We start from the raw sequence: 24,832 nt of genomic DNA, 5'->3' as shown, positions 1-24,832 counted from the left end.
TCATGGGCAATCAGGCCGGGTCAAAGACAAAACTCGTCATAATCCAGGGGCCGACTGCATCGGGCAAGTCAGAACTTGCGGTCCGGCTGGCGGAGGCCTGCGGCGGGGACGTGGTGAATGCCGACTCCATGCAGGTCTACCGGGGAATGGACATCGGCACGGCAAAGCCGTCCCCGGAGCTCGTGGCCCGGGTTCCCCACCACCTCTACGACATCGTCGACCCGGACGTGAACTTCACCGCAGCCGACTATCGCAGAGAGGCGGGGCGGGTCATCACCGAGATCCACAGCCGGGGAAAGCGCCCCATTCTCGTGGGTGGGACGGGACTTTACATCAAGACCCTTATTGGTGGGCTCGCCCCATCGCCCGGCGCTGACGATACGATCCGGGCCGAGTTGGAGGAAGATGCCCGGAGCGAAGGGGCGGCTGCGCTCCACGACCGGCTGGCACAGGTGGATCCGGCCGCGGCGGCGCGGCTCCACCCCAATGATCGGGTCCGGATCGTCAGGGCGCTGGAGGTGTTCCTAATGACCGGGAAGCCTCTTTCGGAGTTCCAGGAGGAGCACCGTTTCGCCGATGAGCCTTATGATTGCCTGAAATTAGGCATTTCCGTGGAACGTGACGATCTTTACCGGCGCATCAACGAGCGGGTGAACCGGATGTTCGCTGAAGGCTTTGTCGAGGAGGTGAGCGGTCTGTTGAATGCGGGCTATTCGCCTGACCTCAAGGCCATGGGGGCCATTGGTTACAAGGAAGTCTGCGCGTATCTGGCCGGAACCTGTTCGCTGGACGAGGCGCGGGAACTCGTTCAACGGAACACCCGCCGCTATGCAAAGAGGCAATTGACGTGGTTTCGCAAGGATCCTGCAATAAAGTGGGTTGAATATCCGGCCAATTTTGATAGTATCTCTACCATTGCGATGAAATTTTTTGGATGAAGGAGCGGCACTATGGCGAAAGCACCATTCAACATTCAGGACCAGTACCTCAACCAGTCGCGTAAGGAGCGGATCAAGGTCGCCGTGCGGCTCATGTCGGGCGAGAAGCTAGAAGGATACATCAAGTCGTTCGACAACTTTTCCGTGCTCATGGAGATCCAGGGTGACATGCTCATCTACAAGCACGCCATTACCTCCATTACCTCCGTGGACGGTCACTTCAGGCTGCACCAGTAGCACACTGTTCGCCGGTCCGGGACGTCGCGGATTCCCGTGGTCTCCCGGACCGGCCGTACTCATCTCCCCCTGGTTGATTCCTTGAAAGAAAAACTACCCTACATCCTGTGCGGGCTCCTGGCCCTGGCGGGTGTTCTCCTCGTCTGGTCCCTCGGCTCGACCTTTCTACCGGTGCTCCTGGCCCTGATTCTTGCCTACGTGCTGAATCCGCTGGTGACGTGGCTGGAGGCCAGGCGGGTTCCGCGCGTTGCGGCAGTGCTGCTGGTGATGGCTCTCATCGTTGTGGTTACGGCGGGCGCCGTTACGTTTTTCGCCGTCTCCATCCAGAAGGAGGTGGCTCGGGTCGAGATAAACCTGCCCGCCTACGCCACCCGGCTCTATGATCTCATTCCCGGCCAGGCCAAGGCCTATCTTGAGATCGAGACCCCCGACAAGCTCTACGCGCGCATCGATAGCCTTGTGGACGAACTGCGCGGTGCCTCGTTTGACCTGGTCAAGGGGGCACTCGGCGTGGTCCAGCGCGCCTTTTCATCAACCCTCGGCTTTCTCCTGACAGTGGCAGGCTACTTTATTACACCAGTCTATCTTTACTACTTCCTGGCCGACCTGCCCCGGCTCAGGGACGGGATCATGGCCCTCGTCCCCGGCCGCGCCCGCGACCGGGCAGCCATGCTGGGCTCCGAGATCGACGGTGTCCTGTCGGGATTCGTGCGCGGGCAACTGGCGGTCTGTGCCATTCTGGCGGTGCTCTACAGCATCGGTCTCGTCATGATCGGCATCGACCTCGCCATCGTCATCGGCAGCCTGTCGGGGTTCCTCTTCATCATTCCCTACGTGGGGACCGTCTTCGGCATCGTGGTTTCCATGATCATGGCTTTTCTCAAATTCCACGACATGCTCCATCCACTCCTCTGCCTCGGCTGGTTCGCCATTGTCCAGGCCATCGAGGGGGCGCTCATCACACCGGCCGTGGTCGGCAACACCGTGGGACTCCATCCGGTTGTGGCTATCCTCGCCCTCTTCATCGGCGGCCAGTGGTTCGGCATCTTCGGCATGCTCCTGGCGGTCCCCGTGGCTGCAGTCATCAAGGTGCTGCTCCGGCATGGCGTTGAGTGGTACCGGGCCACTCCGTTCTTCGAGCGACCATGAGCGGGGGGCTCCTGATAGAGAGCGTCATCCCCGGCAGCATTGCCTCGGAGCTGGAGATCGAGCCGGGGGACCGTCTTGTTGCCGTCAACAACCGCCCCCTGCGCGACATCGTCGACTACAATTTTCATGCGGACGGCGAAGAGCTTCTCTTGGAGATTGTAAAGCCTTCCGGCGAAGTGTGGGAGGTGGAGGTCGAACGGGACGACGACGAAGCGCTGGGCCTCGTTTTTGCCGCGCCCGAGCCGGCCCGTTGCGGCAACAGGTGTGTGTTCTGTTTCGTTCACCAACTGCCGAAGGGGCTTCGTCGACCGCTCTATGTAAAGGATGAGGACTACCGGCTTTCCTTTCTCTACGGCAACTACGTCACCCTTTCGAACATTGGTGAGGAAGACCTGCAGCGCATCATCGAGCAGCGCCTCTCCCCCCTCTATATTTCCGTGCATGCCACCGATCCGGCCCTGCGTGAGCGTCTTCTCGGCAGAAAAGGCATCATTCCCATTCTCGACATCATGACCCGGCTCGCCGAGGCCCGCATCACCATGCATACCCAAGCGGTCCTCTGCCCCGGCTGGAATGACGGCGATGCCCTTCGGCGGACCGTTGCCGATCTCGCGTCCTTGTATCCCCGGGTTGCTTCCCTGGCCATCGTGCCGGTGGGGCTCACACGGCACCGGGACCGCCTGCCCCTGCTGGAGCCGGTCAGCGCCGACTATGCGCGCGACTTCATCTACGAATGGCTGCCTGAGGCCCAGAGGCTCGCCGATGCCTTTGGCGAACCGTTCCTTTTCCTGGCGGACGAGTTTTTTATCAAGGCCGACGCACCCTTTCCTCCTCTGGACTTTTATGGCGACTTCCCCCAGATCGAGAATGGAGTCGGGATGATTCCCCTCTTCATGGATGAAGCTGATCGGGTGCTGCGCCGCGCCCGCCGCATGAAACCTCGTACCCTCACGGTTGTCACCGGCCATTCACCCTATCGCTACCTGGCCGATTTTCTCGCACGGCTCTCCGCCCGAACCGGCATCACTTTTCAGCCGGTGGCGATTCCCAATCGGCTGTTCGGTGAGTCGGTCACGGTTACCGGTCTTGTTGCCGGCCGCGATATTCTGTCCGAACTGGCGGGGAGGAATCTGGGCGATGGGGTCCTGATCCCTGATGTGATGCTGAAGGAGGGGGAGGGTGTGTTTCTCGACGACCTGACCATTGGCGCGCTGGAGCAGGGACTCGGCGTACCGGTTGTTGTGGTCCCGTCATCGCCAGCAGGGGTGATGGAGGGGATTAGGGCTCTTCGCCCCTGACCCGGAGAGGGAACAGATAGCAGGAATAGAGAAAGGCGGGCGCCGGAGCGGCCCGCCTTTCTTTGTGCAAAAGCCGGAAAACGGCTGCGTTACATGTTGTGGCACTTCACACAGTCATCGGCCACGCTGAAGGCATCCTTGCCGTTATGGCAGACACCGCACGATTTGCCCTTCTCCATGTCGGCCATGGTCGCCGGCGCAGAGCCCTTGCGGTACTTGAAGACCTTGGTGTGGCAGTCGGCGCACTTGAACATGCTCAGGTGAATATCATGGTCGAAGTAGGCTTCACCCACGCTGGTCTTGTAGGTGAGTTTGGCCGGCTTCAGACCCGGATGGCATTTGCCGCAGTCGCTGGCGGAAGAGAAGGCGTCCTTGCCGTTGTGGCAGGCGCCGCAGGACTTGCCCTTGTCCATGTCGGCCATGGTGAAGCGCTTGGCGCCGGCCTTATAGGCGAAGAGCTTGGTGTGGCACTCATTGCACTTGTACATGCCCAGGTGGAATTCGTGGCTGAAGGCCGCATCCGCCACGCCCTTCATTTTGAAGTTCACCGTTTTCGGCGGGGTCATGCCCTTGTGGCACTTGCCGCAGTTGCCGGCAACGGTGAACGCCATCTTGTCATTGTGACAGGCCCCGCACGATTTGCCCTTTTCCATCTGGGCCATGGTCACGTTACGGCCGCCGGTGATCTCACGGTTCGAGTGGCAGGTTCGGCACTTGCCCTCCAGCATGGGGACGTGGACTTCGTGGCTGAACACCGCTTCTCCGGCACCCTTCATCCGGTAGGCCACGGGGCGTGCTGAGCCACTGTGACAGCGCACGCACTGGGAGTCGTCCGCAACACTGAAAGCTTTCATGCCCGTGTGGCAGGCGCCGCAGGACTTGCCCTTTTCCATGTCGAGCATCGTGTAACGTTTCGGCTTCCGCAGGTCAAAGAGAGCGATGTGACAAATTCGACAGTTGTTGTTATACTTTTTCAGGTGAATATCGTGGCTGAAGATGACCGGTGCGGCGTTTTTGAGCTTGAAAGGAACATTTTTCGTCTCCTTGGCCATTGCCACAACCGCCACAAGCAGAACCAGCGACACGATACCCGTCACGACCCCGTTGAGACGCATTTTCATGATAAGCTCCTAATATAGTGAATTTGTTAAATAAACGCCCTTTAAACGCCGTACTATACATGGCAGGGGAGAGGTCGTCAATGCGAAATGTCGCATGAAGAGCCCCTTTTCGTGGCTTGTTTACCGCACAAGCGGCAGTACTGTTTGTCAATTCATAGAGGAGATGCCGTGATCCGCACATGCACCGGATTTGCCGTAATTGCCGTATTGTCGCTGCCTGGCGCCGCTTTGGCGGAAACGTACCAGTGGACCGACGATGCGGGCATTGTTCATTTTACCGACAATCTTGAACGGATACCATCCAAGTATCTCAAGCGGGTGAAGGAACTCCCTTCCGTCAAGGGAGAGACGCCTTCGTCTCCTTCCATGGAATCGCCTGGCGCTCCGGCAGAGGTAAAACCCGCCCTCAAGTCTCAGCCGCCCCTTCTCTATGGTGGCCTGGACGAACGGGGCTGGCGTTCGCGCTTCAGTTCCCTGCGGGAAGAACTCAAAGTAATAGAGGAAAGTCTTCCAAAGAAGAGGGAAGAGTTGAATCAACTCCACCGTCGTTGGGTTATCAGCATGGGCAGAGTTCCCAGCCAGGGAGAGCTAAAAGATTTTGCCGAGAAACAAGCCGAGGGTTCCGCCACTGTCGAGGACAACCCCTATGTCAACAAGAGTGCGCTCAGCACGCCGGGGCGCCATCGTGAAGCTTACTACGCTAAGCTTCAGGAGGTACGCCAGGAAGAGGCGCGGGTCGGAGAAATCAAGAAGCAACTCGAAGATCTGGAACTTGAAGCCTCGCGGGTGGGAGTGCCGTTCGAGTGGCGGAGGTGATGTCGGGCAGGTCGGAATGCAGAAATAAAAAGGGGGAGCTCACGGGCTCCCCCATTGTGCATCCGGCGAAACGAAAGGTTTATGCTCTTTTGCGTCTGATATACAGACCGACACCAACCAGCCCTGCGCCGAGCAGCATGATGGTTCCCGGCTCGGGGACAGGAGCGGCGACAGTTTCAAAGGTGTAGTCCTGGCCGGGAAGGGGGACTATGGCACCAATGTTGAAACCGAGTCCCTTCACGTTGCTGAGGTCAACGTTGAGTCCTGTGAAGTCAAGCTTGAGGGTGCCTGTGCTGCCATTGTTTATTGTCGACCATGCACTTTGTACAAGGTAGTCGACGCCGTTTGTCTGACCGGTTATGTAGAGGCTGTATGCCCAGGGGTTTTCGTTGAAGTTGCCGATCTGGAGCATGAAGGAGTCATAGGAGGAAAGGTCAAACGCGCCGGTTGTCCCCAGCCGGATCTCTGCCCAGCTGCCGCTGGTTGTCGGGTAAATGTTGCCGATGAACTTCGCCCCGTTTTCCAGTGCCTGTACGTCGAACAGCTTTGTCCCAGCGGTTACCGGGTTTTCGGATATGTAGCCAAAATTCTGAATCAGGGATGAGGTCGGGGAGTACGGTGTTGCGTTGCCGAGCATGGGCAGTGCCACGAGGATGGCCAGCAACAAGAGTGCGGATAGGGTCTTTTTCATGACGTCTCCTTTTGTGATATATTTTACTTCATAATTTGGCTAAACTCGGATAGCTCATTTGAGCATTAGCATTTGTTGTGCCCACAATGAAAAATCAACAAAAACAGTGCGATATGTGGGATAATATATTAATGAACCTTATTTTTGTAAACAAATCCGACGCACATTTCGGACAAGCTTACATGGTGCTGATGCGAGAGAATCCGCAACGGCCGGTCTGACCCGGCACGCAGAGCCGGTCAGGCTGTAAATGAATTGCTGGCATGTATTTTCATACGGTATGAACACCGAAGTTCAGACACTACTGTAAACGGTTGCCGAGACGGGCGTACGTGGTCAGACGCGGTTGGATAGAACTATCCGCCGGAACATGGTGGACGAGCTGCCGGGAAAGGGTGATTGCTCATGGCGCACGCACAGGAAGGAATCAAACAGGCGGAAGTGGAGCGTATTCTCGGGCGCCTTCCTTTTTTTTCGTCGCTCTCGGGGGATGAACTGCTTTCTTTGAAAGCGGCACTCAGAAAAAAGAGTTTTCCCCGAAACGCCATGATTCTTTGTGAAGAAGATTCAAATCGTTATATGTATATTGTAATATCTGGTAAGGTGAAGGTCGTCCGGACCGGGAGCGATGGTCGAGAGCGGATTTACGCGATTCACAAGCGGGGGGACTTTTTCGGCGAGATGGCTATGTTGGATGGTAAAACGTCACCGGCAGCGGTTGTGGCGCTTGAGGACACAACCGTGGGGCTGATTGCCAAGGATGACTTCGACCGGTACCTGATGTCCAACTCCAAAGTTGTTGAGAGAATCATCGAGATGCTTTGCGGACGGCTGCGCGAATCGTGGCTCATGCTCAAGGTGCTGAGCAGCTCCGATGCCGAGCAACGGGTACGGACCGTGCTCGGTCACCTTGCCGACACGCATGGTGTGAGCGACGCCCGTGGAACCATCATTGCCATGAAGCTTACCCATAAAGAGATTGCGGGTTACGCGAACCTTGCGCGTGAAACGGTGAGCAGGCTGTTGACGTCATTGCGGAAGGGGGAGGAGATAGAAATTCTCGACTCGCACCAGATCGTGCTCAAGCCGGACTTCAGGAGAGATGACCCTGCGGCCGTGTAGGCTGCTTACCAGAAGTGCCACGCCTGGCGGTTGATCACGTGGAGGCCGAGCGCCAGGTTCGTTACCGCATGGGCGAGTATGCAGAGCACGATGCTCCCGGTAAACCTGAGCAGCAGGGTGTAGGCAATACCGGCCATGATCCCGGCAACGATGTAGTGGTGCTCCAATCCGAACAGGATCGTCGAGAAGAAAAATGCCGGCCAGGTAAGCTTGCCGATCGGTACGGTTTCGAATTCCTTGTCGATCAGGTAGCGCAGGAGAAAAGACCGCCAGAAAAGTTCTTCAAGTACGGGGATTATGAGGGCGGCCCCCAGCAGCCTGAAGACGATCATCGACATCCTGAGTGCATCATTGTCGATGCCGGTCGGATCAAAGCCGGGGGGAGGGGACTGGAACGGAAGGAGCCAGTCCATGCCTACCCAGAGGACGTAAACCGCAAAGCCGGTTGCCACGCTCGCGGCCGCGTGCAGCGGCCGGCGCAGATCAGACAGGTGCAGTTCGTCACAGCGCTTCAAGCAGAAGGCAAGTACTGCCCCCGCAATGATTATCCTCACGGGGTACAGGTAAAGGAACCACCCGGGGGGAAAGGGCACGATGCCCCGTGTCGTCATGGCCCGGAGCACCTCTTCCACTCCGATAAGGGTCATGAGCGAAGCGAAGGGGAGAATTCGCGGGGCAGCACTGGAACTGAGAAACGTGACGGCCGCGGAGCCGGAAGGATGGTTCGAGGGCATTGATAGTACTCCAGGGCGGGAGACGGACACTGCTGCTTCCACGCCGGCGGCGGTAGCTTTTCGGTAAGAACTGTAGCCTATCACGGGCAGATCGTAAAGGACCGATGTAAAACAGGGAGGTTGAACGGCATACGCGAGAGTCCGCTTCGGGCAAATCGCTCTTTGCCGGAATGGATGGTTATGAGACGATACTCATTTATGGTCGACGATCAACTGCGGCTCGTGGCACGAGACGATCTGCACCGTTCGGTGGGGAACGATCCCTTGTTGGGTATTCCCTATTACGAATGCTATCCCCGGCTTTGGAACGGCAACGTTGATGCCGTTCGTACCGTCGTGGATCAGGGAGAGCCTCTGGTTCTCAACGGTTATCGCCACTACTGCTTTTATGGCGAGTTCAGTGCGGCAGACATTGAAATTCGCCCCGTTTTCGATGGTGCCTCCCGATGCACCGGCGCAATGGTGCAGGTTTCCGTGCTCCCTGGATGTACGGTCTATGGTGAAATGGACAGCGCCCGGGCGCTGATAGACATCGGCAAGATGTCGGTGACGCTTGCCCATGGCGTACGCAACCCGCTCAATGCCATCAAGGGCGCCGTGGTCTATCTCAAGGACAAGTACTGCACTGACGCAACCTTTGCCGAATTCGCCGATATTATCGACGAAGAGATTTGCAAGCTCGACGGGTTCATTACCGAGTTCCTCGGTACCTCGCACCTGGAACCGGTCAGAGAGGAAATCCAGCTCAACGATCTCCTTGAGCGCGTCGTAAAATTCGTTTCCCTGCAGGCAGATGCGAATCATGTGCGATTTGACGTGGAGTACGGTGAGTTGCCGCTCGTCATGCTCGATTCGTTCAATTTCGGTCACGCCATACTCAATATCGTCAACAACGCTCTCGGGGCCATGGAGGCGGGAGGCTCCCTTACCATGCGAACCAGCACATTGCTGGAAGGTGGAGTGGAGATGATTGTGGTCGAGGTGGCCGATACGGGGTCGGGCCTTCGGTCGGGGGGCAAGGGGATGCTTGGCAGTTTTCCCGGAGCCGGCAGCAGGAAGCAGGGGAAAGGGTACGGCCTGTTCATCACCCGTGAGATTGTACGCCACCACCAGGGGAAGATTGAAATAACCGGGAATCATGAAGGCGGAACCACCGTCAAGATCATGTTGCCGGCGGTATAGCCGGATCGGTGCGGTCCAGGAGGAGCGAAGTGCAGGGTCTTGTTCTTATCGTCGACGATGAGCCGAATGCGGCCAGGGTTCTTTCGGCAATCCTGGCCGGTGAAGGGCATACCGTACTTACCGCTTCTGATGCCTCAAAGGCAGAGCATATCCTCAAGTCGCGCGACGTTGACGCTATCATAACCGACCTGCGCATGCCGGGCAGGGATGGCATGCAGTTGTTCGAGCACGTGACCGAACATCTGCCGGATATTCCGGTGATTTTTCTGACCGCCTACGGAACGGTCGACTCCGCCGTCAACGCCATCACCCGTGGCGCCTTTTACTATTTCATCAAACCTCCTGATTACGTGAAGCTCAAGAGCATGGTTGCGCGAGCCGTGGAGCAGCGCGCACTCAAGCGCGAAGTGGCCGAGCTGCGCAAACGGGTGGCTGCGGGCAGCGGGGCTGATCGGATTATCGGTGTCAGTCCGGGAATGCTCAAAATATTCAATACGATCGAGGCGGTCAAGGACTCCATGAGCAGTGTGCTGGTCAGTGGGGAAACCGGAACCGGCAAGGAGCTCATCGCCCGTTCGCTCCATTACGGCAGTGTGCGGCGCGATCGCCCTTTCGTGGCCGTAAACTGTGCAGCCATACCCCGCGAGCTCATGGAGTCAGAGCTGTTCGGTTATGAGAAAGGAGCGTTCAGCGGCGCTTCCGCCCGTCGAATCGGGCGCTTCGAAGCTGCTGCCGATGGCACTATATTTCTCGATGAAATCAGCGAGTTGGAGCTCTCTCTCCAGGCAAAGCTGCTGAGAGTGCTCCAGGAAAAGGAGGTTGAGCGGCTCGGCAGCAATCGCAAGATCAAGGTTAACTTCCGGGTGATTTCATCCACAAACCGTGATCTCATGCGTGAAATAGCTGCCGGTACGTTCCGGGAAGATCTTTACTACCGGCTCAATGTCGTCCAGTTGAATGTACCGTCTCTGCGCGAACGCAGAGAGGATATTCCTCTCCTGGTCTCCGAGTTCGTCAAAGAGTTTGGTCTCAGGGAGGGCAAGTCCCTTACTCTTTCTGACGATGTGTTGCGCGCTCTTGTCGGCTACGAGTGGCCCGGCAATATCAGGCAGCTGCGTAACACCATCGAACGGGCCGTCGTCCTCGCCCGCGGAGCTAAGATCACCCTGAAGCACTTGCCTGAGGAGGTTGCCGCTGGTGCCGGTTGTCGCGACGTAGCCGAGCCGCGGACGCTCCGCGAACTTGAGGAGGAGGCAATCCAGAGTGCCCTGCGGGAATGCCGGGGCAATAAATCACTGGTTGCGAAGAAGCTCGGCATATCCCGCAAGACCCTTTATAAGCGTCTGGAGCAACTGGGACTTTGAGGGGCGGGCAGGCAAAAGGGCGGGCAGTGTTACCATTGGAGACATTGCCAGGTTGAATACGTGGGAAGTTTCGAAGGCTCCGTTAAAAAGGTGTATCCATTGGATACACCTTTTTTCTTTGTCATGGCAGTTCGGTGTCAATGTGTTTCCCTTGGAAACAATTATGATGTTTTGATGCCGCAAGGTGCAGATTACAGCCATGTTTGCCGGTGAGATGCAAGAATATGGCAAAAAGAAACCTGAATAAAATATGGCTGTAAACATAATACGTTATATGCAACGGGAGGTTGCCGCGCCGGCAAAAGCTCCGTAAAACTGCATGGAACTGCACAAAGGGTATCATTATTGCTCTCTCAATAAACGCAATGGAAAAAGAAAAGATTCTTATCATCGATGAAGACGGTTTTTCCCGGGTATGCGCCGCCATTCTCGCTTCGGAGGGGTATACGGCGGAACGCCTCCTCCACGACACCAAGCAGGTGGCCGGTGATCGCGTCGGTCTCGTTATCGCCAGTTATCCGTTCGGGGAGAGCTACTCTACCGATCTGAGTCAGATCAATCAGCCCGTCATCGTACTTACAGACCACATCAGTCGGGATCTCCTCTCGTTTCTCGAGGGGCTCGACCGTTCCTACTGCCTCATGAAACCTCTGAATTTCGAAAAATTTGTTCTGCTCGTGAAAAATATCATGAGCGGAGTTCAAACCTGTCCGGGAGGGTACAGCATTGTCTAGATCATTCATCATCACGGGCCTCGTCGTTCTCATGTTCACCCTGTCCGGTTGCGGGGGCAAGAGCAGGGACGAGTTGTACACCGAGGGGGTGAAACTGCTCCAGGAGGGGAATCCGGGCGGTGCGGTCGTTCTCTTTAAAAGCGCCCTGGAAAAAGATCAGAATTTCCAGGATGCACGCTACCAACTGGCCAAAGCGTATCAGGCCTTGGGCAAATACGAACAGGCTGAGAAAGAATATCTCAAAGTTCTGAAGCAGAATCCGTCCAAAACCGACATCGTTCTTGAACTGGCCAAGCTCTACAACTCACAGAGGAAGCCGGATCAGGCTGTCGAGCAGGCCGGTAAATACCTCCAATCAAATCCCGGCTCTGCAGAGGCCCTTGAAGTACTGGGTCTCGGTTATGCACTGAAGGGGATGCCTGCAGAGGCTGAACGGAATTTCCTGCTTGCCCTCGAAAAGGAGCCGCGACGGACTTCCGCGAAGCTCCAGTTGGCGGTTCTCCTGATGGAACAGAAATCGAGCCGTGAAAAGGAAGCCCGTGCACTCATAGACGAAATCCTGACGGCTGATCCCGGCAACGTGAAGGCCCACAATCTTCTGGCCAGCTACGAGCTGTCTCTCGGCAATCGCGAACAGGCGCTGGAGATCTATCGGAAGGTTGCGGCGCTGACGCCTGGGGACCCGGCCCCACTTTACCGCCAGGGGGTCATTCTCCTGGAAAAGGGTGAGATGGATAAAGCCGAGAAGACTGCCGAGACTCTGGTGCAAAAGTTCCCCCAAAAGTCCGAGGGAGCCCGTCTGAAGGGACTGATAGCGTACCAGCGCAAGAACTATGCTGACGCTATTACCGCTCTCCAGACTTCGGTGAAGATAGCGCCTTCCCTGGAAGGGCTCTACTACCTCGGGTTGAGCATGTACAGCCGCGGCGAGCTCGAGAATGCTCTGAGCCAGTTCCGCCGCATCCTGGACCATACGCCGGATTTCGTCCAGGCCCGGCTCCTGACCGCCTTGATTCTGCTCAACCAAAAGAGGGTCGACGATGCCATTGCCGAGGCAAACCGGGCCATCGAGACCGACAGCCGGAGCGCCCTTGCCCGCAATATACTCGGGAGTGCGTATCTTGCCAAAGGAATGTACGACGAGGGCATTCGCGAACTCAACCGTGCCACCGAGCTCGATCCGAAAATTGTCGATGCCCATCTTAAGAAAGGCATTTTCAATCTCAGCAAAGGACGCGTACGCGAGGCCGAGAGCGATTTCACCACAGCCGTCAGAGTTGCCCCGGAGATGCTCAACTCGCGGTTGGTGCTTGCTTTCCACTACATGCGGCAGCACCGCAGCGACCGTGCCCTGGCCACTCTGAAGGAGGGGCTGACGGGCACCAAAGGGGATGCCTCCCTTTACAACACCATGGCCGCCATCATGTTCAACGAGCGGAAGCCGGCCGAAGCCGTCAAGTACCTCAATATGGCGAGAAAGAGTGACCCGGCGTTCCTGCCGGCCCGGTTCAATCTGGCAACCTATCACGCCTCCACCGGAGATCTGGATGGGGCAATAGCCGAGTATTCCCGCATGGTTCAGGAATATCCCCATAACCTCAGGGCAATTCTCGGACTCGCTTCCCTGTCTGAATTGAAGGGAAGGGAAAGTGATGCTCTTGCCTGGTACACCAAGGCCCGGGATACGGGCGAGTATGCCGGCTATCTCTCTCTTGCCGGTTACCATGAGAAAAAGGGGAACCTCGACAAGGCCCTTGCCGTGCTGGACGATGCTGTCAAGGCAAAGCCCCGCGCGGCAGAGGCGTTCGTAATGAAAGGACGGATTCTCCTCGCTCAGAAAAAAGGGAAAGACGCAATCAGAGTTTTCACCGACCTGGAATCGATTGCCCCCGAGCAGGGGCTTGCCCTGAAAGTGGCGGCCTTCGTTCAGATGAAGGAGTCTGCAAAGGCCATCGAAGAGGCGCGCCGTGCCGTGACACTCAAGCCTGGCGCCGCCTTTGGTCATTCGATTCTCGCGTCGGTCTATGCGGAACAAGGGGATCTCCCGCGGGCAATTCAGGAGGTGAAAGCCGGCCTCAGGGCAGAACCCGGCAATATCGGGGCTGCCATGCAACTGGGAGAGTATCTCGGCCGCAGCGGCAATACCGCCGCCGCCATGGCGCAGTACGAAGCCGTCCTCAGAAACAACCCCAACCATGCTCCGGCCCTTTTTGCCCAGGGTATGCTCCTGGAAATGGGCGGCAAAAAGCGGGAGGCCGTAACGAAGTACCGGCAGACCCTGGAGAAGGCCGAATCCTTCGCGCCTGCTCTCAACAACCTGGCGTTTCTTTACGCCGAGGGCTACGGTCCCCGTGAAGAGGCCCTCCGCATGGCGCTTACCGCTCTCAAGCAGGAACCTGCCAATGCTGCCATTGCCGATACCTACGGTTACGCCCTCGTGAAAAACGGCCGGGCCGGCGAGGCCGTAAAGATTCTGGAAAAAGTGGTCAAACTCATGCCGTCAAATCCGGCGGTTCGCTACCACCTGGCGCTTGCCTATCGCGACACGGGCGATCGTGCCCGCGCTGCGACGACTCTCCAAGAGGCTCTCAATCAGGGGGACTTCCCCGAGTCCGGCCAGGCGCGCATCATGCTCGCCGAGCTTTCCGGTGCTGCTGGAACGGTGAAAAAAGGGAAATACTGATATGAAACGTTCAATTGCACTAATGGTGGGGGATGGTTTCTGTGCAGTTACGGCCATACTGGCGGCTCACCTCTTCCGCTTGGGCGAAATACCCGGAGTGGAAAGCTTTACCGGCCAGGGAGGAGTGAGGCTGGCATTGTTCGTAATCGTCATGCTTTTCTGCGCCTTCTTTGTCGAGGTGTACCACCAGGAGCGGGAGCTGACCCCGCTGGATCTCATCGGGCGCATCAGCATCGAGCTCGTTCTGGCGTTTTTTGTCCTTTCGGCGCTTTATTTCTTCCTGCCGATCGTTATGGACGGACGGGGCGTGCTCATGATTGCCACGGTGGTATTCGGATTTTTCCAGTTCCTCTGGCATGCCGGCAGCAGGGGGGGCTTCATATTCCCCTCGTTCGCCAAGCGAGTGCTTATCCTCGGTACCGGTCCCCTGGCAAACCAGATGGGCAGCCTCGTCACGGCCTCGGGCGCCCGGTACGTGCTTTCCGGCTACGTGGCCTGCTCCCGTGAGCCGGTCTATGTCCCGGCCCAATCCATCGTCGGGAGCGAGGACGGCCTCTACGAAACGGTTCGTCGCGCGCGGGCCCACAAGATCGTCGTCTCCCTGGGCGAGCGCCGCGGCGTCTTCCCGCTCAAAGATGTTCTCAACTGCAAGCTGAGCGGAGTGGAGGTCATGGACGCTCCCTCCTTTTACGAGCGGGTCACCGGCAAGCTGCTCATCGAGAGCATCAACCCCAGTTGGTTCATCTTCTCGTCCGGTTTCCGCGTAACCGCCCTCAACCGCCTCCTGAAGCGGGCTCTCGACATTTTCTGCGCACTCTTGGGCGGGGTGCTCTTCCTGCCGTTCCTGCCGATTGTTGCCTTGGCCATCCGGCTTGACTCGCCCGGCACGATCCTTTTCCGGCAGGAGCGGGTCGGTGAGCGGGAAAAGCCGTTCCATCTTTTCAAATTCAGGACCATGCGCCAGGACGCCGAGAAGGGGACGGGTGCGGTCTGGGCGCAGAAGGATGATCCGCGCGTTACCAAGCTCGGCCGTTTTCTCCGCAAGAGCCGCATTGACGAGATACCCCAGTTGTACAACGTTCTGATCGGCGACATGAGCCTGGTGGGACCCCGGCCGGAGCGTCCCGAGTTCGTGGAGCAGCTCAAGAAGGTCATTCCGTACTATTCCGAACGCCATTTCGTCAAGCCGGGCGTGACGGGGTGGGCCCAGGTACGATATCCCTACGGGGCATCGGTGGAAGACGCCGTTGAAAAGCTGCGCTACGATCTCTACTATATCAAGAATCTGTCAGTTGCCTTTGATATAATGATTATCTTTGAAACCGTGAAGGTCGTACTGTTCCAGCGGGGGGGGAGGTAAATCCCCTGGGGACATCCTAAAGGAGATGCGATGCGATTGAAATTTCTGATCTGTGCCCTGTCCCTGCTGTTGCCGATGCTCGCGTGGAGCGCGGACTATGTCATCGGCGAAGGGGACGGTCTCGATATCTCCGTCTGGGGAGTGAAAGAGCTCAATGTCGGAGTCAAGGTCCGACCCGACGGGAAGATCACCATCCCCGGCCTGGGAGATGTGGTGGCAAGCGGCTTTACCCCGGCCCAGCTGCAGGCTGATCTGGCGCATCGGCTCAAAGAACTGGTGAAGAACCCCATAGTGACAGTTACGGTACGAGAGATAACCAACAGCAAGGTCTACATTTTCGGTGGCGGCGTGCAGTCCGGTGTGGTTGACCTGAACCGCCGCACCACGCTGCTCCAGTTACTCTGCTCCATCGGAAACGTCGGTGCCGGCGACGGCAAGGGGGGCGGTTCCGCTGCCGGTCCTTCCACCAAGGTGGCCGACTACCGCAAGGCCTACGTTCTGCGCAACGGCAAAAAAGTGAAGGAGGATTTCTACCGGCTCTTTATAACCGGCGATACGAGCGAAGATATCGTCATCGAGTCCGGCGACGCCATCTTCATCCCGCAGGCACAGGAAAAGAACGTGTACGTCCTCGGCGCTGTCACCAATCCCCGCTTCATCGAATACCGCGAGGGGATGACCGTCATGGAGGCCATTCTCGAATCGGGCGGTTTCACCAAATTCGCCCGCCAGAACGATACGGTGATCCGCAGAAGGGACGGCGACAAAGAGGCACTTATCGAGGTGAAGGCCAAGGATCTGGTCAAGGACGGCGACCTGAGCCAGAACGTAAAGCTCAGCCCGGGAGATTACATCATCGTTAAGGAAGGGATGTTCTGATGCAGCAGTCCGAATTCGACTACCGGCACTATCTCACGCTTATCGTCGCCCGTAAGCGCCTTTTTGTCGTGGTGGCCCTCGCGGTCATGGCTGCCGCAGTGGTCTACAGCTACGTCCTTCCCAAGAAGTATGAGGCCAGGAGCACCGTATTCATCGAGAAAAATGTCATCAGCGAACTGGTCAAGGGGATTGCCGTAACTCCTTCCATGGAACAGGCCATCAAGGGCCTTAGCGAGGCAATAACCAGCCGTACGCTCGTCACCAAGGTGATCAATGATCTCGACCTCGACGTGACCACCAAAAGCAATGCCGAGATCGAGGCCCGGGTTCGCGCCATCCAGCAGAACATAACCATCAAACTCAAGGGCGACAACATTTTCACCATCTCCTACGTGGACAAGGATCCCCGAGTGGCCCGCGATTTCGTCAATACCCTGGTCCGGCGCTACGTGGAGGAAAACATATCCTCCAAGCGGGAAGAATCCTACGGTGCCATCAAATTCCTTTCCGAGCAGATCGACACCTTCCGCGGCAAACTCGAAGAAGCCGAAGGCGAACTCAACCGGTACAAAACCGAGAAAGGGGGGGTCATCGCTATCGACGAAGCAAAGCTGTTCGAGGAGATCAACGTCGCTCAGCAGAAACTCTATGATATCCAGCTGCGCAGGCGCCACCTGGAAGGACTTCGACCGGTCACGCGCAAGGCGGGAGACCCCCTCCAGGTAAAGCTCGTCGCCCTCCAGAAGCAGCTTGAAGAGCTCCGTGTCTCTTACACCGACAGCTACCCCGAGGTGCTCCGCGTCAGGGGAGAAATCGAGACCCTCAAGGAGCAGATGAAAAATCGTTCGCCCCAGCAGGAAACGGTCGTTGACCCCCAGGAGTACGAGAAGGCCGAAGCGGAACTCCAGGCGCTCAAGGTCAGTGAAGACGGCCTCAAACGCTACATCGCCACCAATCAGGCACTGCTCAGGAATATCCCTTCGGCCAAGGCCGGGCTTGAAAAGCTCGAACTGGAAAAGAAGAACCGCAAGGACCTTTACGACCAGCTCATGGCGCGTCATGGCCAATCCGAGGTGTCGAAGCAGATGGAAGTCCAAGACAAGACAACCACCTTCCGCATCGTCGACCCGGCGGTCACGCCGTCAAGTCCCATTAGCCCCAACCGGGTCAAGATCATGCTGATGGGGATTGTCGCTGGACTCGGCTGCGCCCTGGGACTCATCGTCCTCCTCGACCGGCTTAATAATTCAGTGCATTCGGTTGATGCGCTGAAGGAAACCAGGATTCCCGTCCTGGCCGTCATCCCCAAGATTCGCACCATCGAGGCGGTTGCCCGGGAGCGGAGCGAGAACATCAGGGTATTTGCTGCGGCTGGGGCGTGTTTCATGGTTATTCTCGCGTTTCTCGTCATGGAACTGCTGAATATCTCACCCGTGGATCGGATCATCAGCAGGTTGCATGGAATGCTGTAACTCATTTCTATCGCAGCATTGATGTGATGTCTGAATGGAGAAAGGAAACGCATGAGCAGAATTGAACAGGCCCTTGAGAAAGCGGCAATGCTGCGGGGGACGACTGATCGCGGCCAGGCCGTCGCTCCGCGTCAAATGGAAGACCTGCAGCCGCTCGAGCGTGCAGAACTGCCGCCGCTTCCTGCGGAACCGCTCGAAGGCATCCGCCACGACAATCCGCTTCTTGCCACCCTCAATGATCCCCATTCGTATGTGAGCGAAGAGTACCGGAAGCTGAAGTCGGCCATAGTTGCTGGGACCTCGGTGGGGGAGTTCCGCAATACCATCATGATTACCAGCACCCTTGGCGGGGAGGGTAAGAGCATAACCGCCCTTAACCTGGCCATAACCCTTGCCCAGGAGTATGACAACACGGTATTGCTGATCGATGCCGATCTCAGGAAACCGATGACGGCACAGTATCTCGGCATTCCGGGGGAGCGGGGGCTTTCCGAGTATCTCAGCGTGGGCGCCCATCTGCCGGAGCTGTTGGTCAGGACAGGCATCGGCCGGCTTTCGATCCTGCCCGCCGGCAAGCCTGCCGCCAATCCGGTTGAACTTCTTTCATCCCAGCGGATGAAGGATCTGCTGGACGAGATCAGGCATCGCTATCCCGACCGCTATGTCATCATCGATGCTCCTCCGGCGCTGCCGTTTGCCGAGGTGCGCTCACTGTCCAACCTCGTCGACTCCATCGTCTTCGTGGTCAGGGAAGGGCAGAGCTCCCTGGCGAACATCGACGAGGCGATCAGCGCTCTCAACCGCAAGAAGATCCTCGGCATCGTTTTCAACGAAGCCAGTGCCGTGGGAATAAGCTCCAAATACGGGTACGGCTACGGGTATGGCGGTTACGGCCCGAGTGCCGAGCCGGCTGAGGCCCGATCCACGGCGGAAAAAACGGGCAAACTCTCCAGGATTCTGGGTAAGCGCGGGAGCAAGTGACAGAGGGACGTGAGATGGCGAAGCGCCAGCCGTGAGTGAAAGCGAGAATCATGTACGAGGCCTATTTCAACCTGACAACTAAACCGTTCGAACTGCTCCCGAACCCCGACTTCATCTTTCCGAGCAAATCCCACAAGCGGGCGCTCATGTACCTTGATTACGGCATCAGCGAGCGGGCCGGCTTCATCCTGCTCACGGGCGACATCGGGACCGGCAAGACCACCCTCATTCGCAACATGATTCAGCTCAAGGATGAACGGACAATCATCTCCCGCATCTTCAACACGCGGGTGGAGCCCGAACAGCTTCTGGCCATGATCTGCCATGACTTCGGCATTCCGGCCGAAGGCAGGGGCAAGGTTGCTCTCCTCAACGAACTGAACGACTACCTGATTGAGCAGTTCGCCCTCGGCAACAGGCCGGTGCTCATCATCGACGAGGCCCAGAATCTTTCCGCCGATCTTCTGGAAGACATCCGCCTCCTTTCCAACCTTGAGACCAGCGATACCAAGCTGCTGCAGATCGTTCTCGTGGGGCAGCCGGAGCTTCGGGAAGTCCTTGCCCTGCCGCAGCTTCTCCAGCTCCGTCAGAGGATCAGCATCAACTGCCACATAAGCCCCCTGTCCCGAGAGGAAACCGAAGGCTATATCTTCCATCGCCTTGACCGGGCCGGCAATCGTAATGCCGTTGCCTTTTCGAGCGATGCGCTCGATATCGTGTACCGTTACAGCAGGGGCATCCCGCGGCTCGTTAACATCATCTGCGATTTCATCCTCCTTTCCGCCTTTGCCGAGCAGACAACCGAGATACCGGGCGAGATGGTCCGCGACATCATCGGCGACCTGGATTTCGAGAACCATTACTGGGGGGGAGCGGAAGTGGCCGCTTCCGAGCGCGCACCGGAAGCGGCCCGGTTGGCGCCGGGTCGTTCCGACGAGGCCACCGAGCTTGTGGCTACCCTGCGTGCCGTAATCGACCGGCTTGAATCCCTTGAGGGAGACTTTGCCCGCATGAGCCGCGGCGTGCTCGATGAGATGAGTGAAAAAGTCGCTTCCCTGGAGAACGCCTTCCGGTTCCACGTGGATGAGACCGACAGCCATATCTCCGAAATCAGAAGGCGGATCGAAAAGGTCCAGAACCTGGAGGTCGGGACCACCGGCGAATGCCAGCCGCAGGACTCTCCCAAAGGGCTGCTGAAGAGGATGTTCGGTGCCTGACGGTGCCTTGTGCAATGCTATGAATAGTACCTCAAGGGAGAGAACCATGAAACAGGCAGCCCCGCTTCTCATCTGCTGTGCATGCGCCGCGCTCGTTCCGTTTCCAGCCAATGCCGCTGATTTCCGGTTTACCCCCAACATAACCGTGAGCGAGGAGTTCACCGACAACGTCTTCGAGACGGCCGAGGGGAAGCGCTACGACTTCATTACCCGCCTGCTTCCGGGCCTTTCACTTGATTATAAGGCCCCAGTTCTGGACCTCTCCGTGGCGTACAATTACGACTACCGCTACTATGCACGCAACAGCCGCAGCGACGACACCACCCACAACCTTGACGCCCGTGGCCTGGCGCGAATTGTCGACGAGTTCCTCTTTCTGGAAGCCAGCGATACCTACAAACGTGTCTCCCTCGACGTTTCCCGCGATACCAGCAACGAAAGCCTGTTCCGCAACCAGTCGGACCAGAACATCGTCACCGCTTCGCCCTATTTCGTCATCAGCACCATCCCCCACTACACCATTAAGGGTGGGTATCGCTACACCAATACCTGGTACAAGGATCCATCCGGCATCGACAAGACCGAGCACCGCGCCTTTGCCGACCTCAGCTATGAGGTGACCAAGCAGCTTTCCCTGACCGGCACGTATTCCTACGTGATCGAGGACACTGCGGAATCGGACCTGAACCGCCACGAGGCCATGGCGGGCGGACGCTATGAGTACGCCGACAAGAGCTTCGTCTTTGCCAATGGCGGTGCTTCCCGCATTTCCTACCGGGGAGGGGACACCTTCACCAATCCCATCTGGAATGCCGGGCTTACTCATGCCTTCGATTCCTTCACCGTTACGCTGTCCACCGGCGTCCAGTACAGCGAAGACCCCCTGCGCGCCTCCACGGAGGAGACCTTTTACTCGGCCGTATTCGATATGCCCCTGAAGCGTGGGGCGCTGAACCTGAACGCTTCCTACTCTGACTTCGTCAATACCGCAACCGATGAGCGGGAAACCAGACGGTACGGCGGTGGATTCACCCTGCACCATGAGCTCACTCAACGTCTTACCGGCACCCTCGGCTTTGCCGCCGAACGTTACGAACAGAACCTGCTGGATGCCTATACCCGCAAATTCTTCGTGGATGCCGGCCTTCGCTACGAACTGGGCGAAGGGTTTTCCCTGGGGCTTACCTACCGCTACATCGATTACCACTCCCCCCGGATCGTAGCAGACAACTACACCGTAAACCGGGCGATGGTGGAGATCAGGAAGGTCTTCTAGTGCGTAACGCGCTCTCTATAGATGTGGAGGATTACTTCCAGGTAAGCGCCTTTGAAGGGTGCTCTCCTCCGGAACAGTGGGACTGTTTTCCCCTTCGGGTGGAGAAGAATACGTCCCGTATCCTCGACATGCTCGATGCCGGGGGCGTTAAGGCCACGTTCTTCGTCCTCGGCTGGGTGGCGGAACGCGCGCCGGAACTGGTAAAAGAGATAGCACGACGGGGCCACGAGGTTGCCAGCCACGGCTATGGTCACCGCCGGGTTTCTACCCAGACCAGGCAGGAATTCCGGGCCGACATCCGCAGAAGCAAGGCGCTGATCGAGAATCTTACCGGCAGTCCCGTCCACGGCTATCGCGCGCCCAGCTATTCGATCTCACGAAAAGTCCTCTGGGCCTTCGACGAACTGCTCGACGCCGGTTACTGTTACGACTCCAGCGTCTTTCCCGTCCGCCATGACCTCTACGGCATCCCTGACTGGCCGAGCCACCCCTTTCGGGTCGTGAAGGGGAACGGTGGGTGGGAGCCGTCCGCAACTGCCCCTGACAGCGAAGACGGCATCACCGGCCAGATGCCGTCCATCCTTGAAATGCCGATAACCACCCTTACCCTCGGGGGCAGGAACATTCCCATTGCCGGGGGCGGCTATTTCCGCTTTTTCCCCTATGCCTTCACCCGGTGGGGACTGCGGCGCATCAACCGGCGTGAGAAACGGTCGTTCATCTTCTATCTCCATCCCTGGGAGATGGACCCCGACCAGCCCAGAATGGCCGGTGCTCCGGCCAAGAGCCGCTTTCGGCATTACCTGAACCTGCACCGGACCGAAGAGCGGTTCCGCCGACTGTTGGGAGAATTTCGCTTCACCCCCGTGATGGACCTTCTGGCCGTAGGGATGGTTGAACCATGAATACGAACGAGATGACCACGAACGGGAACATATCCATGGGTGGTAAAAGCGCCGGGGCCAGGCTCGGACTGCTTGCCCTGTTCTGCTGCGCCTTTGTGGCGGCGTTTCTGCCGGTGATAACCGGACTGGTGCAGGCATGGTCCGGCTCCGAGGACTATTCCCATGGGTTTCTGATCGCTCCGCTGTCGGCCTATATCATCTGGCAGAAGCGGGAGATCTTCTCCCGCCCGGGTTCCGCCGGCTCTTCGGGCGGGCTGGCGTTGGTGGTTCTGTCTCTCGCGGCCTATCTGTTCGCCCATGTCGCCGGTATTACGACCCTGGCCGCCCTGTCCATGGTTGCATTTCTGTGGGGCACGGTTGTGTACCTGTTCGGTTTCCGTGTCTATTGCCAAGCCTTGTTCCCCTTGACACTGCTCCTGTTCATGATTCCGATCCCCGCGCAGATCTATGCAGCCCTCACCATCCCGCTTCAGCTCATCGTGAGCAAACTGGCGGTGGGGCTGGCATTGGCGACAGGTATCCCGGTGTATCGCGAGGGCAATGTCATTCACCTTGCCCAGGGGACATTTGAGGTCGTGCAGGCCTGCAGCGGTCTCCGCTCTATCATGGCGCTACTGACCATCGGTGCCGTTCTTGGCTACTTTTCTCTCACCTCGAATTTGCTGCGGGCCATCCTGTTCGCGACCGGCATTCCCATTGCCGTTGCCGTGAACATTCTGCGGGTATTCGTGCTTATCGTCGCGTTTCATTATCTGAACATCGATCTTGCCAAAGGGACCGCTCATACCGTCCTTGGACTGGCCCTGTTCGTGGTGTCGTTCGGCCTGTTTCTGCTGATCCGGAAGGGGTTGTCGCTATGCGATCGGTGAGTTGCACGAAACTGCTTGCCGTCTCTGTTCTGCTCGCGGTTACGGCGTTTTTAATCCATGGTCGTTCCCAGGCAGTGACGGCGAACGGTTCGGGCGCGCCGTTGCGCTCTGAATTCGAGCGGGTGGCAGGCTGGAACCCGCTGGGCGATCAGCCTCTGGAACCCCGTGTTGTCGAAGAACTCAGGCTCGACGACTATCTTTACCGCAGTTTCATCCGTGACGGAGCCGTGGTGACCCTCTACATCGGCTATTACCATACTGCCGGAAAAGTGGGGGCCGCCCACGATCCCCTCGTCTGCTTCAACGGGCAGGGGTGGCGCATCACGGGGCGCAGTAAGGGGCAACTGAGCCTGGCCGGTTCACCCGAACTCCGGGTGAATTACTCGTCCATGATCGTTGAGCGCGATGGCCAACGGGAACAGATCGTCTACTGGTTCCAGACGAACGGCAAGACCGCCGCCACTACCTTGGCCCAGAAGGTTCACATGGTTCAGGACCGCCTGTTCGGCTCAGGTGAGAATAATGCCTTCGTGCGGATCAGTACGCCGGTCGCCGGTGATTCAACCGCCCGTCCCCTGGAGCGTATCACGCATTTCGTCGAAGCGTTTTATCCCTCCTTCCACCGCTACGCGGCTGGGGCCGGTCCGTTGGAGACGAGATAATGATTGAACTGGTGCTGCTCATATCGCTCTTCATGGTGTTCTACGTGTATGGAGGATACCCGGTGCTGGCCGCAGCGCTCGGTCTGGTCGCGGGGCGTCCGGTTCGCAAGGGCTCCATCGAGCCCATGGTTACCATCGTCATTGCCGCATACAACGAGGAAGACGTCATCGGTGCCACCATTGAGAACAAGCTGGCACTGGACTATCCCCAGGGCCGCCTCGAAATCATCGTGGTTTCCGATGGCTCTACCGACCGTACCGACGAGATTGTCGGCATGTATGCCGTGCGGAACGTCAGGCTGATCCGCCAGGAGCCCCGCGCCGGCAAAACAAGCGGCCTCAACCTGGCAATCCCCCAGGCGCGTGGCGAGATCATTGTCTTTTCCGATGCCAATTCGCTCTATGCTCCTTCGGCCCTGCGCCACCTGGTGGCGAACTTTGCCGACGAGGAGGTGGGCTACGTGACCGGCCGGATGATGTATGCCAATCCCGACGGCACCACCATCGGCGAGGGGTGCAGCACCTACATGCGCTATGAGAACTATTTACGCGTCATCGAGAGCCGCATCGGATCGGTGGTCGGGGTGGACGGCGGGGTCGACGCCATGCGCAAGCGGCTCTACCGCCCCATGAATGCCGACCAGCTCCCGGATTTTGTCCAGCCGCTCAAGGTCGTCGAGCAGGGGTACCGTGTCGTGTACGAGCCCGAAGCGCTCCTGTGGGAGCCGTCTCTCAAGGAGGCCGGCGACGAGTACCGGATGCGGGTCCGCGTTTCCTTGCGGGCTTTCTGGGCCCTGTTCGACATGAGAAAGCTCCTGGCCCCGTGGCACGATCCCCTGTTCGCCTGGCAGCTCTGGTCGCACAAGGCCCTGCGTTACCTCTGCTTCCTGTTCCTGGTGGCCGCTTATGTCTCCAACCTGGCCCTGCTGGGCAAGGGAACCGGGTACGTGGCCCTGTTTCTCCTCCAGAGCGCCGGCTATCTCGCGGCGGTGACCATGCCCTACCTGGAGCGGACCGGCAAGGGGTGCCGTCTCTGCACCCTGGCCCGCTACTTTTTCCTGCTGAACCTTGCCGCCGCCCACGCCTTCGGCAAGTTCCTCAGGGGGGAGAAACAGGTCATCTGGACGCCGCGGAAGGGGTAG

The 24,832-nt window shown here is 58.1% G+C and carries 23 protein-coding genes; 20 read left to right on the top strand and 3 right to left on the bottom strand.

Annotation, left to right across the window (positions count from 1 at the left end; translation table 11 throughout):
* Positions 1-2 precede the first annotated feature (2 nt).
* From miaA to GS_RS10035, 4 genes are read left to right on the top strand one after another with little or no spacing between them, the layout of a single operon-like run.
* Positions 3-938 (top strand): tRNA (adenosine(37)-N6)-dimethylallyltransferase MiaA, encoded by a 936-nt coding sequence (gene miaA, locus GS_RS10050; RefSeq protein WP_010942643.1) that lies wholly within the window; start codon positions 3-5, stop codon positions 936-938.
* Positions 939-950: 12 nt separating this feature from the next.
* Entirely contained in the window at positions 951-1,175 is a 225-nt protein-coding gene (gene hfq / locus GS_RS10045; RefSeq protein WP_010942642.1) for an RNA chaperone Hfq, read from the top strand.
* Positions 1,176-1,211: 36 nt separating this feature from the next.
* Entirely contained in the window at positions 1,212-2,324 is a 1,113-nt protein-coding gene (locus GS_RS10040) for an AI-2E family transporter (protein WP_010942641.1), read from the top strand.
* The gene (locus GS_RS10035) at positions 2,321-3,622 is read left to right on the top strand and encodes a DUF512 domain-containing protein (protein ID WP_010942640.1); all 1,302 of its coding nucleotides are present in this window, start codon (positions 2,321-2,323) and stop codon (positions 3,620-3,622) included. Before GS_RS10040 ends, GS_RS10035 begins: the two co-directional genes overlap by 4 nt.
* 89 nt (positions 3,623-3,711) lie before the next feature.
* Here the strand turns inward: GS_RS10035 and GS_RS10030 are convergent, their stop codons facing one another.
* The gene (locus GS_RS10030) at positions 3,712-4,743 is read right to left on the bottom strand and encodes a cytochrome c3 family protein (protein WP_010942639.1); all 1,032 of its coding nucleotides are present in this window, start codon (positions 4,741-4,743) and stop codon (positions 3,712-3,714) included.
* Between the two features lie 168 nt (positions 4,744-4,911).
* On the opposite strand from GS_RS10030, the gene GS_RS10025 reads away from it, so the two are divergent.
* On the top strand, positions 4,912-5,559 hold the full coding sequence (locus tag GS_RS10025) for a DUF4124 domain-containing protein (protein ID WP_010942638.1): 648 nt from the start codon (positions 4,912-4,914) through the stop codon (positions 5,557-5,559).
* Positions 5,560-5,638: 79 nt separating this feature from the next.
* Here GS_RS10025 and GS_RS10020 read toward each other — a convergent pair whose 3' ends face one another.
* On the bottom strand, positions 5,639-6,250 hold the full coding sequence (locus GS_RS10020) for a PEP-CTERM sorting domain-containing protein (protein ID WP_010942637.1): 612 nt from the start codon (positions 6,248-6,250) through the stop codon (positions 5,639-5,641).
* A gap of 405 nt (positions 6,251-6,655) precedes the next feature.
* Between GS_RS10020 and GS_RS10015 the strand changes: the two genes are divergently transcribed.
* A complete protein-coding gene (locus GS_RS10015; protein WP_010942636.1) occupies positions 6,656-7,372 on the top strand; it encodes a Crp/Fnr family transcriptional regulator in 717 nt (238 codons plus the stop codon).
* Between the two features lie 5 nt (positions 7,373-7,377).
* On the opposite strand, the gene GS_RS10010 is transcribed toward GS_RS10015, so the two are convergent.
* On the bottom strand, positions 7,378-8,106 hold the full coding sequence (locus tag GS_RS10010; RefSeq protein ID WP_010942635.1) for a CAAX prenyl protease-related protein: 729 nt from the start codon (positions 8,104-8,106) through the stop codon (positions 7,378-7,380).
* 198 nt (positions 8,107-8,304) lie between these two features.
* Here GS_RS10010 and GS_RS10005 point away from each other — a divergent pair, with 198 nt between their 5' ends.
* The 14 genes from GS_RS10005 (at position 8,305) to GS_RS09940 (ending at position 24,832) form a co-directional block, all read left to right on the top strand.
* Positions 8,305-9,288: an ATP-binding protein gene (locus tag GS_RS10005; RefSeq protein WP_235044864.1), complete on the top strand. Its 984-nt coding sequence runs from the start codon at positions 8,305-8,307 to the stop codon at positions 9,286-9,288.
* Positions 9,289-9,317: 29 nt separating this feature from the next.
* Positions 9,318-10,652, top strand: coding sequence for a sigma-54-dependent transcriptional regulator (locus GS_RS10000; RefSeq protein ID WP_010942633.1), 1,335 nt, complete (start codon positions 9,318-9,320; stop codon positions 10,650-10,652).
* A gap of 365 nt (positions 10,653-11,017) precedes the next feature.
* Positions 11,018-11,386, top strand: coding sequence for a hypothetical protein (locus GS_RS09995; RefSeq protein ID WP_010942632.1), 369 nt, complete (start codon positions 11,018-11,020; stop codon positions 11,384-11,386).
* Complete coding sequence (gene prsT / locus GS_RS09990) at positions 11,379-14,069, top strand: XrtA/PEP-CTERM system TPR-repeat protein PrsT (protein ID WP_010942631.1); 2,691 nt, start codon at positions 11,379-11,381, stop codon at positions 14,067-14,069. Before GS_RS09995 ends, prsT begins: the two co-directional genes overlap by 8 nt.
* A gap of 1 nt (position 14,070) precedes the next feature.
* Positions 14,071-15,429: a TIGR03013 family XrtA/PEP-CTERM system glycosyltransferase gene (locus tag GS_RS09985; RefSeq protein WP_010942630.1), complete on the top strand. Its 1,359-nt coding sequence runs from the start codon at positions 14,071-14,073 to the stop codon at positions 15,427-15,429.
* A gap of 30 nt (positions 15,430-15,459) precedes the next feature.
* The gene (locus tag GS_RS09980) at positions 15,460-16,308 is read left to right on the top strand and encodes a polysaccharide biosynthesis/export family protein (protein WP_010942629.1); all 849 of its coding nucleotides are present in this window, start codon (positions 15,460-15,462) and stop codon (positions 16,306-16,308) included.
* On the top strand, positions 16,308-17,780 hold the full coding sequence (locus GS_RS09975; RefSeq protein ID WP_010942628.1) for an XrtA system polysaccharide chain length determinant: 1,473 nt from the start codon (positions 16,308-16,310) through the stop codon (positions 17,778-17,780). Before GS_RS09980 ends, GS_RS09975 begins: the two co-directional genes overlap by 1 nt.
* A gap of 51 nt (positions 17,781-17,831) precedes the next feature.
* The gene (locus GS_RS09970) at positions 17,832-18,761 is read left to right on the top strand and encodes an XrtA-associated tyrosine autokinase (RefSeq protein WP_010942627.1); all 930 of its coding nucleotides are present in this window, start codon (positions 17,832-17,834) and stop codon (positions 18,759-18,761) included.
* A 50-nt stretch (positions 18,762-18,811) separates the two neighbouring features.
* On the top strand, positions 18,812-19,978 hold the full coding sequence (locus GS_RS09965) for an XrtA/PEP-CTERM system-associated ATPase (protein WP_010942626.1): 1,167 nt from the start codon (positions 18,812-18,814) through the stop codon (positions 19,976-19,978).
* Positions 19,979-20,024: 46 nt separating this feature from the next.
* Positions 20,025-21,254, top strand: a complete 1,230-nt coding sequence (locus GS_RS09960) for a TIGR03016 family PEP-CTERM system-associated outer membrane protein (protein ID WP_010942625.1) — start codon at positions 20,025-20,027, stop codon at positions 21,252-21,254.
* Entirely contained in the window at positions 21,254-22,159 is a 906-nt protein-coding gene (locus GS_RS09955) for an XrtA system polysaccharide deacetylase (RefSeq protein ID WP_010942624.1), read from the top strand. Before GS_RS09960 ends, GS_RS09955 begins: the two co-directional genes overlap by 1 nt.
* Positions 22,156-23,028 carry an exosortase gene (gene xrt, locus GS_RS09950; protein ID WP_010942623.1) on the top strand — a complete coding sequence of 291 codons (873 nt, stop codon included), beginning with the start codon at positions 22,156-22,158 and terminating at the stop codon, positions 23,026-23,028. Before GS_RS09955 ends, xrt begins: the two co-directional genes overlap by 4 nt.
* On the top strand, positions 23,016-23,690 hold the full coding sequence (locus GS_RS09945; RefSeq protein ID WP_010942622.1) for an exosortase C-terminal domain/associated protein EpsI: 675 nt from the start codon (positions 23,016-23,018) through the stop codon (positions 23,688-23,690). The genes xrt and GS_RS09945 overlap by 13 nt, the downstream gene beginning before the upstream one ends.
* Complete coding sequence (locus tag GS_RS09940) at positions 23,690-24,832, top strand: glycosyltransferase family 2 protein (RefSeq protein WP_010942621.1); 1,143 nt, start codon at positions 23,690-23,692, stop codon at positions 24,830-24,832. The genes GS_RS09945 and GS_RS09940 overlap by 1 nt, the downstream gene beginning before the upstream one ends.

It is taken from the genome of Geobacter sulfurreducens PCA (genome assembly GCF_000007985.2).
Classification (GTDB): Bacteria; Desulfobacterota; Desulfuromonadia; order Geobacterales; family Geobacteraceae; genus Geobacter; species Geobacter sulfurreducens.
The sequence above is the reverse complement of the archived record's forward strand: the minus strand, read 5'-3'. Positions and strand labels throughout refer to the sequence as shown.

Excerpts from the sequence above, each read along its gene's own strand:
- miaA (WP_010942643.1), top strand. The coding sequence starts at position 3 with ATGGGCAATCAGGCCGGGTCAAAGACAAAACTCGTCATAATCCAGGGG.
- hfq (WP_010942642.1), top strand. The coding sequence starts at position 951 with ATGGCGAAAGCACCATTCAACATTCAGGACCAGTACCTCAACCAGTCG.
- GS_RS10035 (WP_010942640.1), top strand. The coding sequence starts at position 2,321 with ATGAGCGGGGGGCTCCTGATAGAGAGCGTCATCCCCGGCAGCATTGCC.
- GS_RS10030 (WP_010942639.1), bottom strand. The coding sequence starts at position 4,743 with ATGAAAATGCGTCTCAACGGGGTCGTGACGGGTATCGTGTCGCTGGTT.
- GS_RS10020 (WP_010942637.1), bottom strand. The coding sequence starts at position 6,250 with ATGAAAAAGACCCTATCCGCACTCTTGTTGCTGGCCATCCTCGTGGCA.
- GS_RS10015 (WP_010942636.1), top strand. The coding sequence starts at position 6,656 with ATGGCGCACGCACAGGAAGGAATCAAACAGGCGGAAGTGGAGCGTATT.
- GS_RS10010 (WP_010942635.1), bottom strand. The coding sequence starts at position 8,106 with ATGCCCTCGAACCATCCTTCCGGCTCCGCGGCCGTCACGTTTCTCAGT.
- GS_RS10005 (WP_235044864.1), top strand. The coding sequence starts at position 8,305 with ATGGTCGACGATCAACTGCGGCTCGTGGCACGAGACGATCTGCACCGT.
- GS_RS09995 (WP_010942632.1), top strand. The coding sequence starts at position 11,018 with ATGGAAAAAGAAAAGATTCTTATCATCGATGAAGACGGTTTTTCCCGG.
- GS_RS09985 (WP_010942630.1), top strand. The coding sequence starts at position 14,071 with ATGAAACGTTCAATTGCACTAATGGTGGGGGATGGTTTCTGTGCAGTT.
- GS_RS09980 (WP_010942629.1), top strand. The coding sequence starts at position 15,460 with ATGCGATTGAAATTTCTGATCTGTGCCCTGTCCCTGCTGTTGCCGATG.
- GS_RS09975 (WP_010942628.1), top strand. The coding sequence starts at position 16,308 with ATGCAGCAGTCCGAATTCGACTACCGGCACTATCTCACGCTTATCGTC.
- GS_RS09970 (WP_010942627.1), top strand. The coding sequence starts at position 17,832 with ATGAGCAGAATTGAACAGGCCCTTGAGAAAGCGGCAATGCTGCGGGGG.
- GS_RS09965 (WP_010942626.1), top strand. The coding sequence starts at position 18,812 with ATGTACGAGGCCTATTTCAACCTGACAACTAAACCGTTCGAACTGCTC.
- GS_RS09960 (WP_010942625.1), top strand. The coding sequence starts at position 20,025 with ATGAAACAGGCAGCCCCGCTTCTCATCTGCTGTGCATGCGCCGCGCTC.
- xrt (WP_010942623.1), top strand. The coding sequence starts at position 22,156 with ATGAATACGAACGAGATGACCACGAACGGGAACATATCCATGGGTGGT.
- GS_RS09945 (WP_010942622.1), top strand. The coding sequence starts at position 23,016 with ATGCGATCGGTGAGTTGCACGAAACTGCTTGCCGTCTCTGTTCTGCTC.
- GS_RS09940 (WP_010942621.1), top strand. The coding sequence starts at position 23,690 with ATGATTGAACTGGTGCTGCTCATATCGCTCTTCATGGTGTTCTACGTG.